The organism is Myxococcus sp. RHSTA-1-4, assembly GCF_020037125.1.
Taxonomy (GTDB): Bacteria; Myxococcota; Myxococcia; order Myxococcales; family Myxococcaceae; genus Myxococcus.
On record NZ_JAIQDG010000061.1, the window covers coordinates 21,644 to 37,214 of the forward strand.

Annotated in this window: 15 protein-coding genes; 11 read left to right on the forward strand and 4 right to left on the reverse strand. The window is 70.7% G+C overall.

Features of this window, described 5'->3' with window-relative positions:
- The first annotated feature begins 99 nt into the window (after positions 1 to 99).
- The 3 genes from K8638_RS42470 (at position 100) to K8638_RS42480 (ending at position 2,205) form a co-directional block, all read left to right on the forward strand.
- Positions 100 to 876 carry an SDR family NAD(P)-dependent oxidoreductase gene (locus K8638_RS42470; protein ID WP_223760501.1) on the forward strand — a complete coding sequence of 259 codons (777 nt, stop codon included), beginning with the start codon at positions 100 to 102 and terminating at the stop codon, positions 874 to 876.
- The gene (locus tag K8638_RS42475; RefSeq protein ID WP_223760502.1) at positions 866 to 1,651 is read left to right on the forward strand and encodes a class I SAM-dependent methyltransferase; all 786 of its coding nucleotides are present in this window, start codon (positions 866 to 868) and stop codon (positions 1,649 to 1,651) included. The genes K8638_RS42470 and K8638_RS42475 overlap by 11 nt, the downstream gene beginning before the upstream one ends.
- A 149-nt stretch (positions 1,652 to 1,800) precedes the next feature.
- Positions 1,801 to 2,205 (forward strand): hypothetical protein, encoded by a 405-nt coding sequence (locus K8638_RS42480; RefSeq protein ID WP_223760503.1) that lies wholly within the window; start codon positions 1,801 to 1,803, stop codon positions 2,203 to 2,205.
- A gap of 24 nt (positions 2,206 to 2,229) precedes the next feature.
- On the opposite strand, the gene K8638_RS42485 is transcribed toward K8638_RS42480, so the two are convergent.
- The 3 genes from K8638_RS42485 to K8638_RS42495 all read right to left on the reverse strand — a co-directional run bounded on the left by K8638_RS42485 (position 2,230) and on the right by K8638_RS42495 (position 4,537).
- Positions 2,230 to 3,816 (reverse strand): ChaN family lipoprotein, encoded by a 1,587-nt coding sequence (locus K8638_RS42485; protein ID WP_223760504.1) that lies wholly within the window; start codon positions 3,814 to 3,816, stop codon positions 2,230 to 2,232.
- A gap of 228 nt (positions 3,817 to 4,044) precedes the next feature.
- A complete protein-coding gene (locus tag K8638_RS42490; protein ID WP_223760505.1) occupies positions 4,045 to 4,326 on the reverse strand; it encodes a TIGR04563 family protein in 282 nt (93 codons plus the stop codon).
- Positions 4,327 to 4,333: 7 nt separating this feature from the next.
- Entirely contained in the window at positions 4,334 to 4,537 is a 204-nt protein-coding gene (locus K8638_RS42495; RefSeq protein WP_002638649.1) for a TIGR04563 family protein, read from the reverse strand.
- A gap of 455 nt (positions 4,538 to 4,992) precedes the next feature.
- Here K8638_RS42495 and tilS point away from each other — a divergent pair, with 455 nt between their 5' ends.
- Positions 4,993 to 6,345 (forward strand): tRNA lysidine(34) synthetase TilS, encoded by a 1,353-nt coding sequence (gene tilS / locus K8638_RS42500; RefSeq protein ID WP_223760506.1) that lies wholly within the window; start codon positions 4,993 to 4,995, stop codon positions 6,343 to 6,345.
- 180 nt (positions 6,346 to 6,525) lie between these two features.
- Positions 6,526 to 8,442, forward strand: coding sequence for an ATP-dependent zinc metalloprotease FtsH (gene ftsH / locus K8638_RS42505; RefSeq protein WP_223760507.1), 1,917 nt, complete (start codon positions 6,526 to 6,528; stop codon positions 8,440 to 8,442).
- An 85-nt stretch (positions 8,443 to 8,527) separates the two neighbouring features.
- On the opposite strand, the gene K8638_RS42510 is transcribed toward ftsH, so the two are convergent.
- A complete protein-coding gene (locus K8638_RS42510; protein WP_223760508.1) occupies positions 8,528 to 9,223 on the reverse strand; it encodes a pirin family protein in 696 nt (231 codons plus the stop codon).
- A 144-nt stretch (positions 9,224 to 9,367) separates the two neighbouring features.
- Between K8638_RS42510 and folP the strand changes: the two genes are divergently transcribed.
- The 6 genes from folP to tsaE all read left to right on the forward strand — a co-directional run bounded on the left by folP (position 9,368) and on the right by tsaE (position 15,484).
- Positions 9,368 to 10,594 (forward strand): dihydropteroate synthase, encoded by a 1,227-nt coding sequence (gene folP / locus K8638_RS42515; RefSeq protein WP_223760509.1) that lies wholly within the window; start codon positions 9,368 to 9,370, stop codon positions 10,592 to 10,594.
- Positions 10,595 to 10,845: 251 nt separating this feature from the next.
- On the forward strand, positions 10,846 to 12,240 hold the full coding sequence (glmM, locus tag K8638_RS42520; protein ID WP_223760510.1) for a phosphoglucosamine mutase: 1,395 nt from the start codon (positions 10,846 to 10,848) through the stop codon (positions 12,238 to 12,240).
- 109 nt (positions 12,241 to 12,349) lie between these two features.
- Complete coding sequence (locus K8638_RS42525) at positions 12,350 to 13,075, forward strand: pyridoxine 5'-phosphate synthase (RefSeq protein WP_223760511.1); 726 nt, start codon at positions 12,350 to 12,352, stop codon at positions 13,073 to 13,075.
- A 6-nt stretch (positions 13,076 to 13,081) separates the two neighbouring features.
- Positions 13,082 to 13,462: a holo-ACP synthase gene (gene acpS / locus K8638_RS42530; RefSeq protein WP_223760512.1), complete on the forward strand. Its 381-nt coding sequence runs from the start codon at positions 13,082 to 13,084 to the stop codon at positions 13,460 to 13,462.
- Positions 13,463 to 13,466: 4 nt separating this feature from the next.
- Entirely contained in the window at positions 13,467 to 15,002 is a 1,536-nt protein-coding gene (locus tag K8638_RS42535; protein ID WP_223760513.1) for an NAD(P)H-hydrate dehydratase, read from the forward strand.
- Complete coding sequence (gene tsaE, locus K8638_RS42540) at positions 14,999 to 15,484, forward strand: tRNA (adenosine(37)-N6)-threonylcarbamoyltransferase complex ATPase subunit type 1 TsaE (RefSeq protein WP_223760514.1); 486 nt, start codon at positions 14,999 to 15,001, stop codon at positions 15,482 to 15,484. The genes K8638_RS42535 and tsaE overlap by 4 nt, the downstream gene beginning before the upstream one ends.
- The last annotated feature ends 87 nt before the right edge of the window (positions 15,485 to 15,571 follow it).

Below are 15,571 nucleotides of genomic sequence, written 5' to 3' on the forward strand. Positions count from 1 at the left end.
GCTGTCAGGAACCACGGTCCTGCTCCGTCGGGGGCATTCGGACACGCCACCGGTGTGCCCGGCTTCCGGCGAGGTCAGGGCCCAGAAGGGACGACCGAAATGGACACGGAGCTGAAGGGCAGGGGCGTGCTCGTCACGGGCGGCGCGGGGGGAATCGGCACGGCGCTGACCCGTGCCTTCGCCGAGGAGGGCGCGAAGGTGGCGGTGCACTACCACTCCAGCGCGAAGGGCGCGGAGGCGCTGGCGCGCGAGGTGGGCGGCGCGGCGGTGCACGCGGACCTGACGGTGGAGCCGGACGTGGACGCGCTGGTGCCCGCGGCGGTGTCGGCGCTGGGGCGGCTGGACGTGCTGGTGTGCAACGCGGGCGTGTGGCCCGCGCCCGACGAGCCGGTGTGGCAGATGTCGCTGGCGCGCTGGCGCCGCACGCTGGCGGAGAACCTGGACAGTGTGTTCCTGTGCTGCCGCGCCTTCCTGCGGCACGTGGCCACCACGGGCACGGGCAACATCGTCATCATCAGCTCCACGGCGGGGCTGTTCGGCGAGGCGGGGCACTCGGACTACGCGGCCGCGAAGGGCGCGCTGGCGGGCGGCTTCGTCAAGAGCCTGAAGAACGAGCTGGGACGCATCGCGCCCCTGGGCCGCGTCAACGTGGTGTGCCCCGGATGGACGGCGGTGGAGCGGCACGGCGACAAGCTGAACGACCCGGGCTTCGTGAAGCGCGTGACGCGCACCATGCCGCTGCGCAAGGTGGGCCGGCCGGAAGACGTGGCGCGGGTGGTGGTGTCACTCGCGTCGGACCGCATCTCCGGCCACGTGACGGGCGAGGTCATCACCGTGGCCGGAGGCATGGAAGGACGGGTGCTGCATGACACTTGACGTGGACATACGGCGGTACAACCGTGAGGCGTGGGACCGGCAGGTGACGAAGGGTGACCGGTGGACGATACCGGTGGGCCCGGAGGTCGTCGCCGCCGCGCGGCGCGGTGAGTGGAGCGTGGTGCTCACCCCCAACAAGCCGGTGCCGCGCGAGTGGTTCGGGGACCTGGCCGGCAAGGACGTGCTGTGCCTGGCGGGCGCGGGCGGGCAGCAGGCGCCGGTGCTCGCGGCGGCGGGGGCTCGGGTGACGGTGCTGGACAACTCGCCGGCGCAGCTCGGGCAGGACCGCCTGGTGGCGGAGCGCGAGGGCCTGGAGCTGCGGCTGGTGGAGGGGGACATGCGCGACCTGTCCGTCTTCGCGGACGGCAGCTTCGACCTCGTCTTCCACCCGTGCTCCAACTGCTTCGTGGACACCCTCCGCCCGGTGTGGCGTGAGGCGTACCGCGTGCTGCGCCCGGGGGGCGTGCTGCTGTCCGGAGTCTGCAACCCCGTCATCTTCCTGTTCGACCCGGACCTGGAGAAGCAGGGGGTGATGCAGCTCAAGTACAAGATGCCGTACTCGGACTTCACCAGCCTCACGGACGCGGAGCGTGCCCGGTACAGCGGTGAGCCCCTTTGTGTCGCGCACTCGCTGGAGGACCAGCTCGGCGGGCAGACGGACGCGGGCTTCGCCATCACCGGCCTCTTCGAGGACAAGCACGTGCCGGGAGACACGCTGTCCGAGTACCTCTCCGGCTTCATCGCCACTCGCGCGGTGAAGCCTGCGTCGCGGTAGGACGTGGGGCAGGGGCCCGGGCTCCGGTGGGACGTCCCGGGGCCGGGGCGGAGGCGGATTTAACCTTCCGCCGTGCGTGGGGTTCTTCAGGGCAGGAGGCGATGGGACACACCCGTCCCGTCGTCCTCATGAACCAGGAGAATCCCATCATGCGTCTGACGTCCGCCCTGCGGTCCGCTGTCGTTGTGTCGCTGCTGCTCGCCACTCCGGTGCTGGCCGCCGAAACCACGGCCACGCCGGCCCCCGCGCCTGGCGCCGAGCAGGGCATGTCCTGCCACGGGGGCGAAGGCCACAAGCGGTTCAAGCACGAGAGGAAGCTCCAGCGCATGGAGCACCGGTTCGACCGGGCGGTGGCCGAGGGGCGCCTCACCCAGGCCCAGGCCGACCAGTTCAGGGCCGAGGGGCGGCAGCTCCGCGAGGAGATGAAGGCGCAGCGTGAGGCGGCGGGAGGCCAGCTCTCCGAGGACCAGCGGCAGAAGCTGCGGGAGCGCATGCGCGCCTTCCGCGAGAAGGTGAAGAGCGCGATGAAGCCGGCCGACGCCCAGAAGCCGTAGCTCCCGGGGTTCGGCAGCCGTCCGTCAGCCCTGTGTCCCGGCGGACGCCCTGCCGCCGGTGCCCAGACGCTCGTTCCAGGCGAAGTACGCGCCTCGCGGGTCCTCGAACGGGTCGCGGAACAGCGCCTGCACCTCGGGCCTGGCCACGCGGCCCTCGTCGAAGGCCTGGTACAGCCTGTCCCCCAGCAGGTAGCCCAGGGCGTGGCTGACACCGTGGAAGAGCCGGTCCTTGCGCAGGGGGAGCAGCTTCACGGCCTCCTCGGGCCCCTCGGTCTCCGCGGCCTTGTGCGCCAGCACGAAGGCGGCGATCTGCCTCTCCACGCCGCGGCCCTCGCCGAAGCGCTTCGCCCACTCGGCGAGCCCCGGGCACGAGCGGCGCGGGTTCACCAGCTTGGAGCCGAAGAAGCCCAGCGCCTCTTCCATGCAGCGCGCGTAGAAGGCCTCGGACGCGCGGCGGGGCGCCTCCATGGCGTCGCCCACCGCGCAGTGCCGGACGAAGTGCGCCGCCTCTTCCGCGGCGTGGTTCAGTGACAGCGATGCGAGCCAGGCCATCCGCGCCCGGGGGATGTAGCCGCTCTCCCGCGACAGGATGTGGCGGCGGAGCTGCGCCAGCTCGGAGTGCGTGAAGCGCCCGCGCCGCTGGATGCGCGCCAGCACGTCACCATCCGCCACCGTCGCCACCTCCACCGAGTCCAGCGCCCGTCCCACCGGCACGCCCGCCAGCCGGCCGATGAGCTCGGACATCTCCCGGAACCGCTCCGCGGCGCTCCGGTCCACCAGCGGAGCGTCTCCGGCCTCCGCCTCCAGGTAGTCCAGGAAGCTCTGCTGGCAGACGACGGGGGACGCGTTCAGCAGGCACAGCGAGCCGTCCGCCAGCTCCACCGCCTCCGCCGCGCCCACGCGGCCCTCGCGCGCCAGCCTCCACCAGACGCCCTCGGCGTTCTGGTACACCACCAGTCCCCGCCGCGCGTCCGCGCCGAGCGCCCGCTCCACCTGCGCGGGCAGGTGACAGGGCGCCACGTGGTACTGGCCCACCAGCACCATGACGAGCGGCCGGTCCTCCGCGCGAGCCACACGGGCAATCCGCTCCGCCGCGTAGGCATCGCGCAGCGCCAGCGAGCGCTCCCCCTGCGCGCGCCGGTCGATACCCACCACCTCCAGCCGGTGCCGCCGCGCGAAGGAGAGCAGGGCACGCGGGCCCGCCCCGGAGCCGAAGCCCGAGGCGCCCGAGGTCAGCCCCAGCCGCGACAGCAGCGAGCGCTCCGGCAGCCTCCCCGCGAGCCACGCGTCCACGGAGGCCTGGTGGCGGCCCTCCACGCACTCGAGCGCCATGACCACGCGGCGGCCCGAGGCGAGCGCGCGCTCCACCAGCATGAGGTACGTCTCCTGCGCGAGCGGGAGCGTGTGGTAGTCGCCCACGTACACCACGTCCGAGGCCTGCACCTGCTGGTGCACGGCCGGCGGCGTCACGATGCGCCGGTACCCGGCGGTGCGACGCCGGTAACGGGCCTCGTAGGCTCGGAAGGCTTCAGTCTGACCGTCCACGACTCGGGCAATTTGTGCCCTCTGGCGGCGGAACAGTGCGAGGTGCAAGGCGAGCGAGTCGCGCATGGAGTGCGGCGATCCCTCGCACGGCATGGAGGACCCGGCAAAAAAACGACGCCCGAGAGAGCCTCGGATGGAGCGGAGTGCTTCAGGGCGGGGGCCTCTGCGTGGTCCCCGGCCGACACGGCACACCCTCGTCGAGGGGCCGGGAGTCACCTTTGACCACTGTGCCCTTCCCGCGCGGCCCGCCGGCGGATGAGCGCCGGGGGCCGGGCGCGGGCCCGGGTGATGCGGCTACTTGGGCTCGTCCGAGGACGGAGCCGCCGCGACCGCCGCCAGGGGCTGCGCGGCCGAGGGGGCCGCCGCCGGAGCCACGGGGGCCGGCGCGGGACGGGGCGGGGGGCTCAGCACGTCATTCACGGAAGGCATCTTCCGGATGTCGCCGCGGGCCACCTTCCACGCCTGCTGGACAATCCACGACAGCGAGCGGTCCTGCCGCGTCGCCTCACGCTGGATCTCTTCCAGCATGTCTTCGGGGAAGTAGAGACTCTGCTTGCGATGGTCGGTCGTGGCCATGCCCTCGCTACTCCTCCCGTGGGTCCTGGCGCTCGTCGCCAGTCACGTCATTGACAGCGGGGAACGACTTGATGCGCTCACGGGCGATCTTCCACGCCTGCTGCACGACCCACGACAGCGAGCGGTCCTGCCGCGTCGCCTCCTCCTGGATCTCCTTCAGCATCTCCTCGGGGAAGTACAGCGACTGCTTGCGCTTGTCCGTGCCTGCCATACCTGGGTCTCCGGGGCGGATTCGAGGTGACGACCTGAACACACCGGGGTCGTTATCCGACAGACTCCCAAGTGGGTCAACGGTTTCGGACGACTCATTCCGCGCCCGCTGGGCACACATGCGGGCGCGTGCAGTCGCACCTGACGTGTGCAGCGTGGCGCGAAAATGGAAACGCCCCGGACCTCCACGAGGGACGTCCGGGGCGCTTCGGAAAGAGGGACCGCCGGGAGTGCATCTCCTGGCGGACCCGTGGGCCCAGAGGGGGAGGGGGGGGACCCCTAGGCCCAACACCTTGAAATTCGACCGTCCTCTCAACAACACCTGCGGTAGCGCCTATTTCCGCTTCCGCGCCCACGCCCATCCGGTGTGACGATCATAAGAACCGTCCCCCCTACCTTCAACCGCACCGCGCATCTGTAACCCCGTCAGACGACACTCCATTCCGCCGCTGTCCGATGCCTCGCACTGCTCCCCAGACCCGGTTGCTGACGAAGACGCTGGAGGAGGCGTACACGCGCCTTGGCCTCCTCGGAGGCTCGGTGTTGCTCGCCGTCTCGGGAGGCGCGGACTCCACCGCGCTGCTGGTGGGCACCGCGCACGTGGCTCCCCGGCTGAAGCTCCGGGTGGAGGTCGCCACGCTGGACCATGGCCTTCGGCCGGAGTCGCGGGCCGAGGTCCAGGCGGTCGTCCGGCTGGCCGCCGGGCTGGGGCTGCCGTGCCACGTGCGCGAGCTGCACCTGCGGCCTGGAGCGGGCGTGGAGGCGCGAGCGCGAGAGGCCCGCTACGCGGCGCTGGAGACGCTCCGGCACGAGCGCGGGTTGATGGCCGTGGCCACGGCCCACACGGCGAGCGACCAGGCGGAGACGCTCCTGATGCGGCTCGCGCGCGGCACGGCGCTTCGAGGGGCGGGCGGCATCCAGGCTGCCCGCCCGGGGCTCATCCGCCCACTGCTCGAGCGCACGCGCGCGGAGGTGGAGTCCTTCCTGGAGGAAGAGGGTGTCGGCTACTCGACAGACCCCATGAACGCGGACCCGGCGCTCTTCCGGACGCGCATCCGGCGCGACGTGCTGCCTGCCCTGTCGCGCGCGGCGGGCTACGCGGTGGAGGAGCGGCTGGCCGCCTTCGCGCGCCTGGCGGCGGAAGACGACGCGCTGCTGGCGGGCCTGGCGGAGGAGGCGTGGCGGAGGCTGCGGCTGGAGGACGGGAGCCTGGAGGCGGTGGGCGTGCGCGCCCTGGAGCCGCCGCTCCGGCGCAGGGTGCTCGTCCGGCTGCTGGGCGAAGCGGGGGTGCCCGCGGACGACGCCATGCTGGCGCGCGTGCTGCGCGCGGTGGAGCGCGGAGGGGTGGCCTCGCTCGGCCGGAAGCTCCAGCTGCGCGCGGCGAGCGGACGCGTGCGCTGCGTCCAACTGGAGCCGGCGCGCTCACCGGTGCTGCGGCTGGACGGCCCGGGGACGCGAGGGCTGCTGGAGGGCACGGGATGGAGTTTCGCCGTGGAGTCCGGCCCTCCACCCATGGGCGTCCACGGGCTGGTGCTCGCGGAAGGGACGCGCTGGCCGCTCACCGTGCGGACGCGCCAGCCGGGCGATCGCCTCCGCACCGCGGCGGGACAACGAAAACTCCAGGACGTGTTGGTAGACCTTCGGGTGCCCGCGGAGGCGCGCGCCGCGTGGCCGGTGGTGGCCGACGCCGGGGGGCAGGTGCTGTGGCTCCCGGGGTTGTGGTCACCCCCACCGCCCGATGTCGCGTCCGGCCACGCGCTGTGGGCGGCGCCTCCGGGTCCGAGCATTCAGCGGACCCCTTCGTTATAGAGTGGAATGAATGCAGTCCGGGGATGGCCGCGGCCCCCGTAAATAGTTGAGGGCTTTTTGCTGTTGCTGATACGGTCCGACGCTGGGTGGCTCGCCTGGTGTCGGCCAAATGATGGAAAAAGCTGGGGTTCTTCCCAGCGCGGCCCTCATCCCGCCGAGTACCGAAAGGGCAGCTGACACGTGCGTTCGACTTACAAGACCATCGGGCTCTGGGTCATCCTGATCGTCCTCTTCGTCGCCTTCTACAACTTCTTCTCCCAGGGCAGTGACCAGGTCCAGGAGCCCTCCTTCACCCAGCTTCTGTCGAAGGTGGAGGAGAAGAAGGTCAAGGAGGTCGCGGTCAAGGGCAACACCTACTCCGGCAAGTTCGTCGATACGAGCGAGAAGTTCCGTACGACGGGCCCCGCGCCGGACGCGGCCATGCTCAACCAGCTCCGCGCCAACGGCGTGGACGTGAAGTACGAGCGGGAGGAGCAGAACAGCCTCTGGCTGACCATCCTCGGTCAGTGGATGCCGGTCGTCTTCCTGTTCCTCTTCTTCATCTTCTTCATGCGCCAGCTCCAGGGCGGCAGCGGCAAGGCGATGACCTTCGGCAAGTCGAAGGCCAAGCTCCTGAGCGAGAGCCACAACAAGGTCACCTTCGCGGACGTGGCCGGCGTGGACGAGTGCAAGGAAGAGCTGGAGGAGATCGTCGCCTTCCTGAAGGACCCCAAGAAGTTCACCAAGCTGGGCGGCCGCATCCCCAAGGGCGTGCTGATGATGGGCCCCCCGGGCACGGGCAAGACGCTGCTGGCCCGCGCGGTGGCCGGTGAGGCCGGCGTGCCGTTCTTCTCCATCTCCGGCTCGGACTTCGTGGAGATGTTCGTGGGCGTCGGCGCCAGCCGCGTGCGCGACCTGTTCGAGCAGGGCAAGAAGAACGCCCCCTGCATCATCTTCATCGACGAAATCGACGCCGTGGGCCGCCACCGTGGCGCGGGCCTCGGCGGAGGCCATGACGAGCGCGAGCAGACGCTCAACCAGCTCCTCGTGGAGATGGACGGCTTCGAGTCCAACGACGGCGTCATCCTGATTGCCGCCACCAACCGCCCGGACGTGCTGGACCCCGCGCTGCAGCGCCCCGGCCGCTTCGACCGGCGCATCGTGGTACCGCGTCCCGACCTGAAGGGCCGCCTGGGCGTGCTGAAGGTGCACACCCGCCGCGTGCCGCTGGCGCCCGAGGTGGAGCTGGACGTCATCGCCCGCGGAACGCCGGGCATGACGGGCGCGGACCTGGAGAACCTCGTCAACGAGTCGGCGCTGATGGCCGCGCGGCAGAACAAGGAGCGCGTGGACCTGAGCGACTTCGAGGCCGCCAAGGACAAGGTCTTCATGGGCCCGGAGCGCCGGTCCATGATCATGACCGAGAAGGAGAAGCGGAACACCGCCGTCCACGAGGCGGGCCACGCGCTGCTGGCCAAGCTGCTGCCGGGCTGCGACCCCCTCCACAAGGTCACCATCATCCCGCGCGGCCAGGCCCTGGGCGTCACCTGGAGCCTGCCCACCGAGGACAAGGTCAACGGCTACAAGAAGCAGATGCTCGACCAGATCTCCATGGCCATGGGCGGCCGCATCGCCGAAGAGCTCATGTTCAACGAGATGAGCAGCGGCGCGGCGAACGACATCGAGCGCGCCACCGAGACGGCGCGCGCCATGGTGTGCCGCTGGGGCATGAGCGAGAAGATGGGCCCCCTGGCCTTCGGCAAGAGCGACGGCGAGGTGTTCCTGGGCCGCGACTTCAACTCGTCCAAGGACTACTCCGAGGACACCGCGCGGCAGATTGACGCCGAGGTGCGCAACATCGTCGTGGGCTGCTACGAGAAGGGCAAGCAGCTGCTGACGGAGAACATCGAGGCCCTCAAGCGTGTCTCCGACGCGCTGGTGGAGTACGAGACGCTCGACGCCGAGGACGTGAACATCCTCCTGCAGGGCGGCCAGCTCACCCGTGAGCGCCCGGCTCCGCGCATCAACGCGCCGCCGAAGGCCACGGAGAAGAAGGACAAGCGGAAGATCCTCGACGCGCTCGAGGGCCTGCCGGCGATGGAGCCGAAGAAGGCGTAAGGCGCGCCACTTCCGCGGATGAAACGACGAAGGCCCTCCCCGGCAGTGGGGAGGGCCTTTTGTTTTTCAGCGGGCCCGGCGCTCGTCAGGCCAGGTCGAACAGCAGGGCCTCGAGCGGCTCGGAGGCGGTGAGGACCAGCCGGGACTCGTCGGACACGGCCACGCCGTCACCGGCCTTCAGCTCCACGCCGTTGAGCGTGCCCTGGCCTCGCGCCATCTGCAGCCAGGCGTGACGGCCTGGAGCCAGCGTGTACTCGGCCTTCTCGCCCGGGCCCAGCAGCGTGGCGTGCAGCGACATGTCCTGGTGCACGGTGAGGCTGCCTTCGCGGGCGTCGCGGCTGGCCACCACTCTCCAGCGGCCCTTTCTCTCGGACTCGGGAAATGCCTTCTGCTCGTACCCGGGCTTCAGGCCCCGCTGCTCGGGGAGGATCCAGATCTGCAGGAAGTGCAGCTCCTCGTCAGCGCCGTTCATCTCGCTGTGCAGCACGCCGGTGCCGGCCGTCATCCGCTGCACCTCGCCCGCGCGCAGCAGGCCCTCGCCGCCCGTGCTGTCACGGTGGGCAATGGCCCCGCTGAGGGGGTAGGTGATGATTTCCATGTCCCGGTGCGGGTGGGTGCCGAAGCCCTCGCCGGCCGTGACACGGTCCTCGTTGATGACGCGCAGGGCGCGGAAGCCCATGAAGTCCGGGTCGTAGTAGCTCGCGAACGAGAAGGTGTGGTGGGAGTCCAGCCAGCCGTGGTCCGCATGGCCGCGCGCTTCAGAGGGGCGAATCGTCATCATGGAGTGCTCCTTGTCTTTCCTGGGGAGGAGGGCCTTCCCGCCTCCGCACTCAACATGTGTCCGCGAGCCCCGTCCCACCAGATGGCCGGAATGGAACGCATCGTTCCACCCATTGGACGAAACGAGGGCTAGGGTGCGCCTGCCATGATTCGAGCCCGTCCGATTTCCGCAGACCGTCCGGAAGACCTGGTGCTGGCCTTCCGGCGGATGGGGCTGCCCACCACCGCCCGCGAGTACCTGCTGGAGAAGCTCCCCCACGCGCAGGTGCTCCTCACGGGGCTGTCCCGGGACGAGGGACGCTTCCTCCAGTCGCTCCACGAGGCCTCCACCGCGCCCGGGCGCGAGGAGTACCCCGCGTGGGCGACCGGCGACGCCAAGGCGAGGCCGGGAGTGGGGCTGCTCTCCGGGCGCAGGGAGCAGTTCGACCGGCTGCTGGCCGCGGCGCGCCCGCAAGCCCCCTCCCTGGCCTTGGCGCTGGAGCGGGCGCTCGAGGCGGGCAGGGCGCCGGCCGCGCTGGCGCTGGGTGGGCGCACCTTCGAGTGGGGTACGCGCACCTACGTCATGGGCGTGGTGAATGCGACGCCGGACAGCTTCTCCGACGGCGGGCGCTACTTCGGCACGGAGGCCACCATCAACCACGGCGTGGCGCTGGCCGAGGCGGGCGCCGACATTCTCGATGTAGGTGGAGAGTCCACCCGTCCCGGCTCACAGCCGGTGAGCGCGGAGGAGGAGCTGGCGCGGGTGCTGCCGGTCATCGAGGGACTGTGCGCCCGCACGTCCGTCCCCCTGTCGGTGGACACCACCAAGGCGGCGGTGGCGCGCGAGGCGCTGAAGGCGGGCGCGCACCTCATCAACGACATCACCGGCTTCTCCGACCCCGGCCTGCCGCGCGTGGTGGCCGAGGCGGGCGCGGCCTGTTGCCTCATGCACATCCAGGGCACTCCGGCCACCATGCAGCAGGCGCCGCGGTACGACGACCTGGTGGACGAGGTGCTGGCCTTCCTGGAGGACGCCGTGGCGCGGGCGGAGGCCGCGGGCGTGCCCCGGGGGCGCATCCTCCTGGACCCGGGCATCGGCTTCGGGAAGTCGTTCGACCACAACCTCTACCTGCTGCGCCGCCTGGGCGAACTGCGCGTGCTGGGGCTGCCGCTGCTGGTGGGCACCAGCCGCAAGGGCTTCCTCGGGAAGCTCACGGGGGGCAAGCCAGCGGCCGAGCGGCTGGCGGCGACGCTGGGCTCCATCGCCGCGGTGGCGGCCATGGGGGGCGCGGAGGTGGTCCGGGTGCACGACGTGGCGGAGGCCCGGGACGCGCTCGCCGTGGCGGATGCCATCCGGCAAGGTTTGGAGGGGGGCGCGCTGTACGGACGGTAATTTGGTGTGGCTTTCAGTCCTCGGAGTGTGGACGCTCGGGCACCGCTGGAGAGCAGACAGCGGGGCGGAGCCCCCATGGAAGGGGGCGGCACTGATTTCGCAACCTCTTCGAGGTTGATAAGCCTGCATGCCTGGGCGGTTGCCCGGGGAGCACCAGGTTCGTAGCTTCGAGCCCGGACTGAGGGCGGGGTATAAGCCCCGACGTCGAGCGGCCGGCGCAGGCCCGGCGTGGGAAAGGTGGAGCGGCACACATGGCGTACAGGATGAACATGCCTCCGAAGGAGGTGCGGGCGTCGCAGAAGCTGTTCGGTACGGACGGCGTGCGCGGCAAGGCGAACGTCTACCCGATGACGGCCGAGGTGGCGATGCAGCTCGGGCGTGCGCTCGCGTTCCTCATCCGCAACGGGCCGCACCGTCACCGCGTCATCATCGGCAAGGACACGCGGCTGTCGGGCTACATGCTCGAGCAGGCGCTGGCCGCCGGCATCATCTCCATGGGCGTGGACGTGGAGCTCGTGGGCCCGCTGCCGACGCCGGGCATCTCCAACCTCACCACCTCCATGCGGGCGGACGCGGGCGCGGTCATCTCCGCTTCCCACAACCCGTACGAGGACAACGGCATCAAGTTCTTCTGGCGCGACGGCTTCAAGCTGCCGGACGAGACGGAGGGGAAGATTGAGGAGCTGGTGTCCAGCGGCTCCATCGACTCCATCCGCCCCACGGCGACGAAGATTGGCCGGGCGTTCCGCATGGAGGACGCGCGCGGCCGCTACATCGTCTACCTGAAGGCCACCTTCCCCCGCGAGCTGACGCTGGAGGGGATGACCATCGTCGTCGACTGCGCCAACGGCGCGGCCTACAGGACGGCCCCCTCCGTGCTGGAGGAGCTGGGCGCCAAGGTGATTACGCTCGGCGTGGAGCCGGACGGGAAGAACATCAACCACAAGTGCGGCGCGCTCTACCCGGAGAACCTGGCTCGCATGGTGGTGAAGCACGGCGCCCACCTGGGCATCGCGCTGGATGGTGACGCGGACCGGCTCATCGTCGTGGACGAGAAGGGCAAGGTCGTGGACGGCGACGCCATCATGGCCATCTGCACGAGCGAGCTCGTGGCGCGCAAGCAGCTCAAGAAGAAGACGCTCGTGGCCACGGTGATGAGCAACATCGGCCTGGAGCGCGCGGTGTCGCGCTGGGGCGTGAAGGTGGCCCGCACCCGCGTGGGCGACCGCCACGTCGTCGATGAGATGCGCCGCAACGGCTACAACCTGGGCGGCGAGCAGAGCGGCCACCTCATCTTCCTGGACCACACCACCACCGGCGACGGCACCCTGGCGGCGCTGCAGTTGCTGGCGGTCATGTGCCGCGCGGGCAAGCCGCTGAGCGAGCTGGCCTCCATCTTCGAGCCGGTGCCCCAGACGCTGCTCAACGTGGCGGTGAAGCAGAAGAAGGAGCTGGGCGAGCTGCCGGAGGTGATGAAGGCCATCAAGAGCGTGGAGCAGCGGTTGGGCAAGTCGGGCCGCGTGCTGGTGCGCTTCTCCGGCACGGAGCCCAAGGTGCGCGTGCTCATCGAGGGCGAGGACGCCGCCCGGAACGAGGCGTACGCCAAGGAGATTGGCAACGCGCTCTCCAAGGCGCTCAACGGCTGAGCGCCGCTTCAGGACGGTTGACTTCCGGACGCCGGCCGCGAAAAGAAGGGTCGGCGCGTACCGGGGCCATCGACAATCCCGGGGCCGCGCGTCAAGCGAGGTGCGGTCGATGGGACAGCGACTGGGTGTCAACGTGGACCACGTGGCGACGCTGCGTCAGGCGAGGCGCACCACGTATCCGGATCCGGTGACGGCGGCGGCCCTGGCGGAGCTGGCCGGCGCGCAGCAGATCACCATCCACCTGCGCGAGGACCGGCGTCACATCCAGGACCGGGATTTGCGCATCCTCCGCGAGACGGTGCAGACGCTGCTCAACCTCGAGATGGCGGCCACCGCGGAGATGGTGAAGATCGCCTACGAGTACAAGCCGGACGTGGTGACGCTGGTGCCCGAGCGGCGCGAGGAGCTCACCACCGAGGGCGGCCTGGAGGTGGCGGGCCAGCGCGAGCACGTCGCGAAGATCATCAAGAACCTCAAGGACGGAGAGATTGCCGTCTCGCTGTTCATCGACCCGGACCTGGACCAGGTGCGCGCGTCGCACAAGGTGAACGCGGACCGCATCGAGCTGCACACGGGGCGCTACTGCGAGGCGCGCAACGAGAAGGAGCGCGCGAGGGAATTGGCGCGCATCGTGGACGCGGCCAAGGCGGCGTCGAAGCTGGGCATGGGCGTGGCGGCGGGCCACGGGCTCAACTACGACAACGTGCAGGCGATTGCGCGCATCTCGGAGATCGACGAGCTGAACATCGGGCACGCGATTGTGGCGCGCGCGGTGCTGGTGGGCTTCGAGCGGGCGGTGCGGGAGATGTTGGACCTGATGCGCAACCCGGGGTAGCGCGGCATGGGAATCGTCGGCCTGGGCCTGGACATCTGCTCCATCTCCCGCATCCAGCGCATCATGGACGGGCCGCGCGCGGAGGCGTTCCTCAACCGCGTGTACACGGAGGCGGAGCGGGCGCTGTGCGGCCAGCGGCATGACGCCGCCAGCGCCTACGCGGCGCGGTGGGCGGCGAAGGAAGCGCTGGTGAAGGCGCTGGGCGCGCCGCCGGGCATCCGCTGGAAGGACATGGAGGTGCGGAGGGACGGCGGGCCGCCGTACTTCGCGCTGTCCGGTGTGGCTCGCGAGGTGATGGAGGCGCGGGGGCTGGAGGCCTTCCTCGCGCTGTCCCATGACGCCGGCGTGGCCGCGGCCACGGTGGTGCTCCAGAAGAAAGGGGATTGAGCCGATGCTGCCCGTTCTCACCGCCGCCCAGATGCGCGAAGCCGAGCAGCGTGCGGAAGTGCATCACGGAATGCCCTCCGCGCTGCTGATGGAGAACGCGGGGCGCGGACTGGCGGAGGTGGCCCGGAGCGTGGCCGGCCCGGAAGCGCGCTTCACCGTGGTGTGCGGCCCCGGGAACAACGGTGGGGACGGGCTGGTGGCGGCGCGCTTCCTCCAGGAGGGCGGGGCGCGCGTGACGGTGGCGTTGGTGGGGGACGTGGCGAAGCTGACGGCGGAGGCTTCTCGGAACCTCACGGCGCTGAAGGGCTTCGGAGTGGTGCCGCGGCCGCTGGAGGCACTGCCTGAGCTGGGGCACGGGGACGTGGTGGTGGACGCGCTGTTCGGCACGGGCCTGAGCCGCGCGCCGGCGGGGGCGTTCGCGGAGGCGATTGGAGCCATCGCCCGGTGGCGGCGGGCGGGGGCGAAGGTGGTGGCGGCGGATGTGCCTTCCGGGTTGCAGAGCGACTCGGGCGAGCCGTTCTCGCCGTGCGTGGAGGCGGATGTCACGGTGTCCTTCGGCTTCCTGAAGCCGGGGCAGGTGCTGGAGCCCGGGTCCTCGCTGTGCGGGCGGGTGCGCCGGGTGGACATCGGCATGGGCGGGGAGACCTCGAAGGAGCTGTCCGGGCCGAGGCTGCTGGTGGTGGAGGAGGCGGACGCTCTCGGCACGCTGCCGGTGCGCAGGGCGGACTCGCACAAGGGCACCTACGGGCACGTGCTGGCGCTGGCCGGCAGCCGGGGGAAGACGGGGGCGGCGGCGCTGGTGGCGAAGGCGGCGCTACGCTCGGGCGCGGGGCTCGTCACGGTGGCGGCGCGAGGGGATGCGCTGGACCTGATTCAGGCGCACTCGGCGGAGATCATGGGCGTCCCGCTGGAGGGGACCGGGCCGCTGGGAATGGGAGACCTGGACGCGCTGCTGGCGGCGACCGAGGGCAAGGACGCACTGGTGATGGGGCCGGGGATTCCGCGCGGCCCGGAGACCGGGGCGCTGATTGGTGAGTTGCTGTCGCGCGTGGAAGTGCCCGCGGTGCTGGACGCGGATGCGCTGAACGCGGTGGCCGCGGACCTGTCGGTGCTGCGGCGAGCCAAAGGGCCGGTGGTGCTCACGCCGCACCCGGGAGAGATGGCGCGGCTGACGGGGCGGTCGTCGAAGGAGGTCCAGGCGCAGCGGCTGGAGGTGGTGAAGCAGCTTGCCGCCGGGGTTGGGGTAACGGTGGTGCTGAAGGGCGACAGGACGCTGACGGCGCATCCGGATGGGCGCGTGTTCATCAACACCACGGGGAACGCGGGCATGGCCACGGGTGGCTCCGGGGATGTGCTGTCGGGCGTGTGTGGCGCGTTCCTGGCGCAGGCATTCCCGATGCCGGATGCGGTGTGGACGGCGGTGTATGCCCATGGATTGGCGGGAGACCTGGTGGCGGCGCGGCGCGGGCAGCTCGGTTTGATAGCCGGAGACCTGGTGGAGCAGGGACTCTGCGATGTCTGGGTTCGGTGGGGCCGATGAGCGCGGGGAATGCGACGCGGGTGCGGACGTTGCGGCTGACGTCGCCCGAGGAGACACATGCGCTCGGTGTACGGCTGGGGAAGCTGCTGCAGCCGGGCGACTTCGTGGGTCTGATTGGCGAGCTGGGGGCAGGGAAGACACACCTGGCGCGCGGCGTGGCAGAGGGCGCGGAGGTGCCTCGCTCCGAGGTGGCCAGCCCCACGTTCGCCATCGTGTATCCGTACTCGGGGCGGATTCCGCTGTACCACGCGGACCTGTACCGGCTGACGAACTACGACGACCTGTACTCCACCGGCTTCCTGGACATGGTGGAGGCCGGGGATGGCGCCTCGCTGGTGGAGTGGCTGGACCGCATTCCCGAGGCCGCGCCTCGTGAGCACCTGCGGGTGACGTTGAGGCACTCCGGTGGGGACGCGCGCGAGCTCACCGCGGAGGCGTATGGCACGCGGCCCGCTGCGCTGCTCGAGGCGTGGATGCCTTGAATCCCGCCTCATTCATGACGCAGCAGGGAATCGCCCAAGGCAAGGCGCTGCCCGGCGGTGCCTGGGCCATGGCGGTCCATCGAAAAA

What these genes read in the sequence shown, in the direction of transcription:
- K8638_RS42470 (WP_223760501.1), top strand. Translation starts at nt 100, where the DNA reads ATGGACACGGAGCTGAAGGGCAGGGGCGTGCTCGTCACGGGCGGCGCG.
- K8638_RS42475 (WP_223760502.1), top strand. Translation starts at nt 866, where the DNA reads ATGACACTTGACGTGGACATACGGCGGTACAACCGTGAGGCGTGGGAC.
- K8638_RS42480 (WP_223760503.1), top strand. Translation starts at nt 1,801, where the DNA reads ATGCGTCTGACGTCCGCCCTGCGGTCCGCTGTCGTTGTGTCGCTGCTG.
- K8638_RS42485 (WP_223760504.1), bottom strand. Translation starts at nt 3,816, where the DNA reads ATGCGCGACTCGCTCGCCTTGCACCTCGCACTGTTCCGCCGCCAGAGG.
- K8638_RS42490 (WP_223760505.1), bottom strand. Translation starts at nt 4,326, where the DNA reads ATGGCCACGACCGACCATCGCAAGCAGAGTCTCTACTTCCCCGAAGAC.
- K8638_RS42495 (WP_002638649.1), bottom strand. Translation starts at nt 4,537, where the DNA reads ATGGCAGGCACGGACAAGCGCAAGCAGTCGCTGTACTTCCCCGAGGAG.
- tilS (WP_223760506.1), top strand. Translation starts at nt 4,993, where the DNA reads ATGCCTCGCACTGCTCCCCAGACCCGGTTGCTGACGAAGACGCTGGAG.
- K8638_RS42510 (WP_223760508.1), bottom strand. Translation starts at nt 9,223, where the DNA reads ATGATGACGATTCGCCCCTCTGAAGCGCGCGGCCATGCGGACCACGGC.
- folP (WP_223760509.1), top strand. Translation starts at nt 9,368, where the DNA reads ATGATTCGAGCCCGTCCGATTTCCGCAGACCGTCCGGAAGACCTGGTG.
- glmM (WP_223760510.1), top strand. Translation starts at nt 10,846, where the DNA reads ATGGCGTACAGGATGAACATGCCTCCGAAGGAGGTGCGGGCGTCGCAG.
- K8638_RS42525 (WP_223760511.1), top strand. Translation starts at nt 12,350, where the DNA reads ATGGGACAGCGACTGGGTGTCAACGTGGACCACGTGGCGACGCTGCGT.
- acpS (WP_223760512.1), top strand. Translation starts at nt 13,082, where the DNA reads ATGGGAATCGTCGGCCTGGGCCTGGACATCTGCTCCATCTCCCGCATC.
- K8638_RS42535 (WP_223760513.1), top strand. Translation starts at nt 13,467, where the DNA reads ATGCTGCCCGTTCTCACCGCCGCCCAGATGCGCGAAGCCGAGCAGCGT.
- tsaE (WP_223760514.1), top strand. Translation starts at nt 14,999, where the DNA reads ATGAGCGCGGGGAATGCGACGCGGGTGCGGACGTTGCGGCTGACGTCG.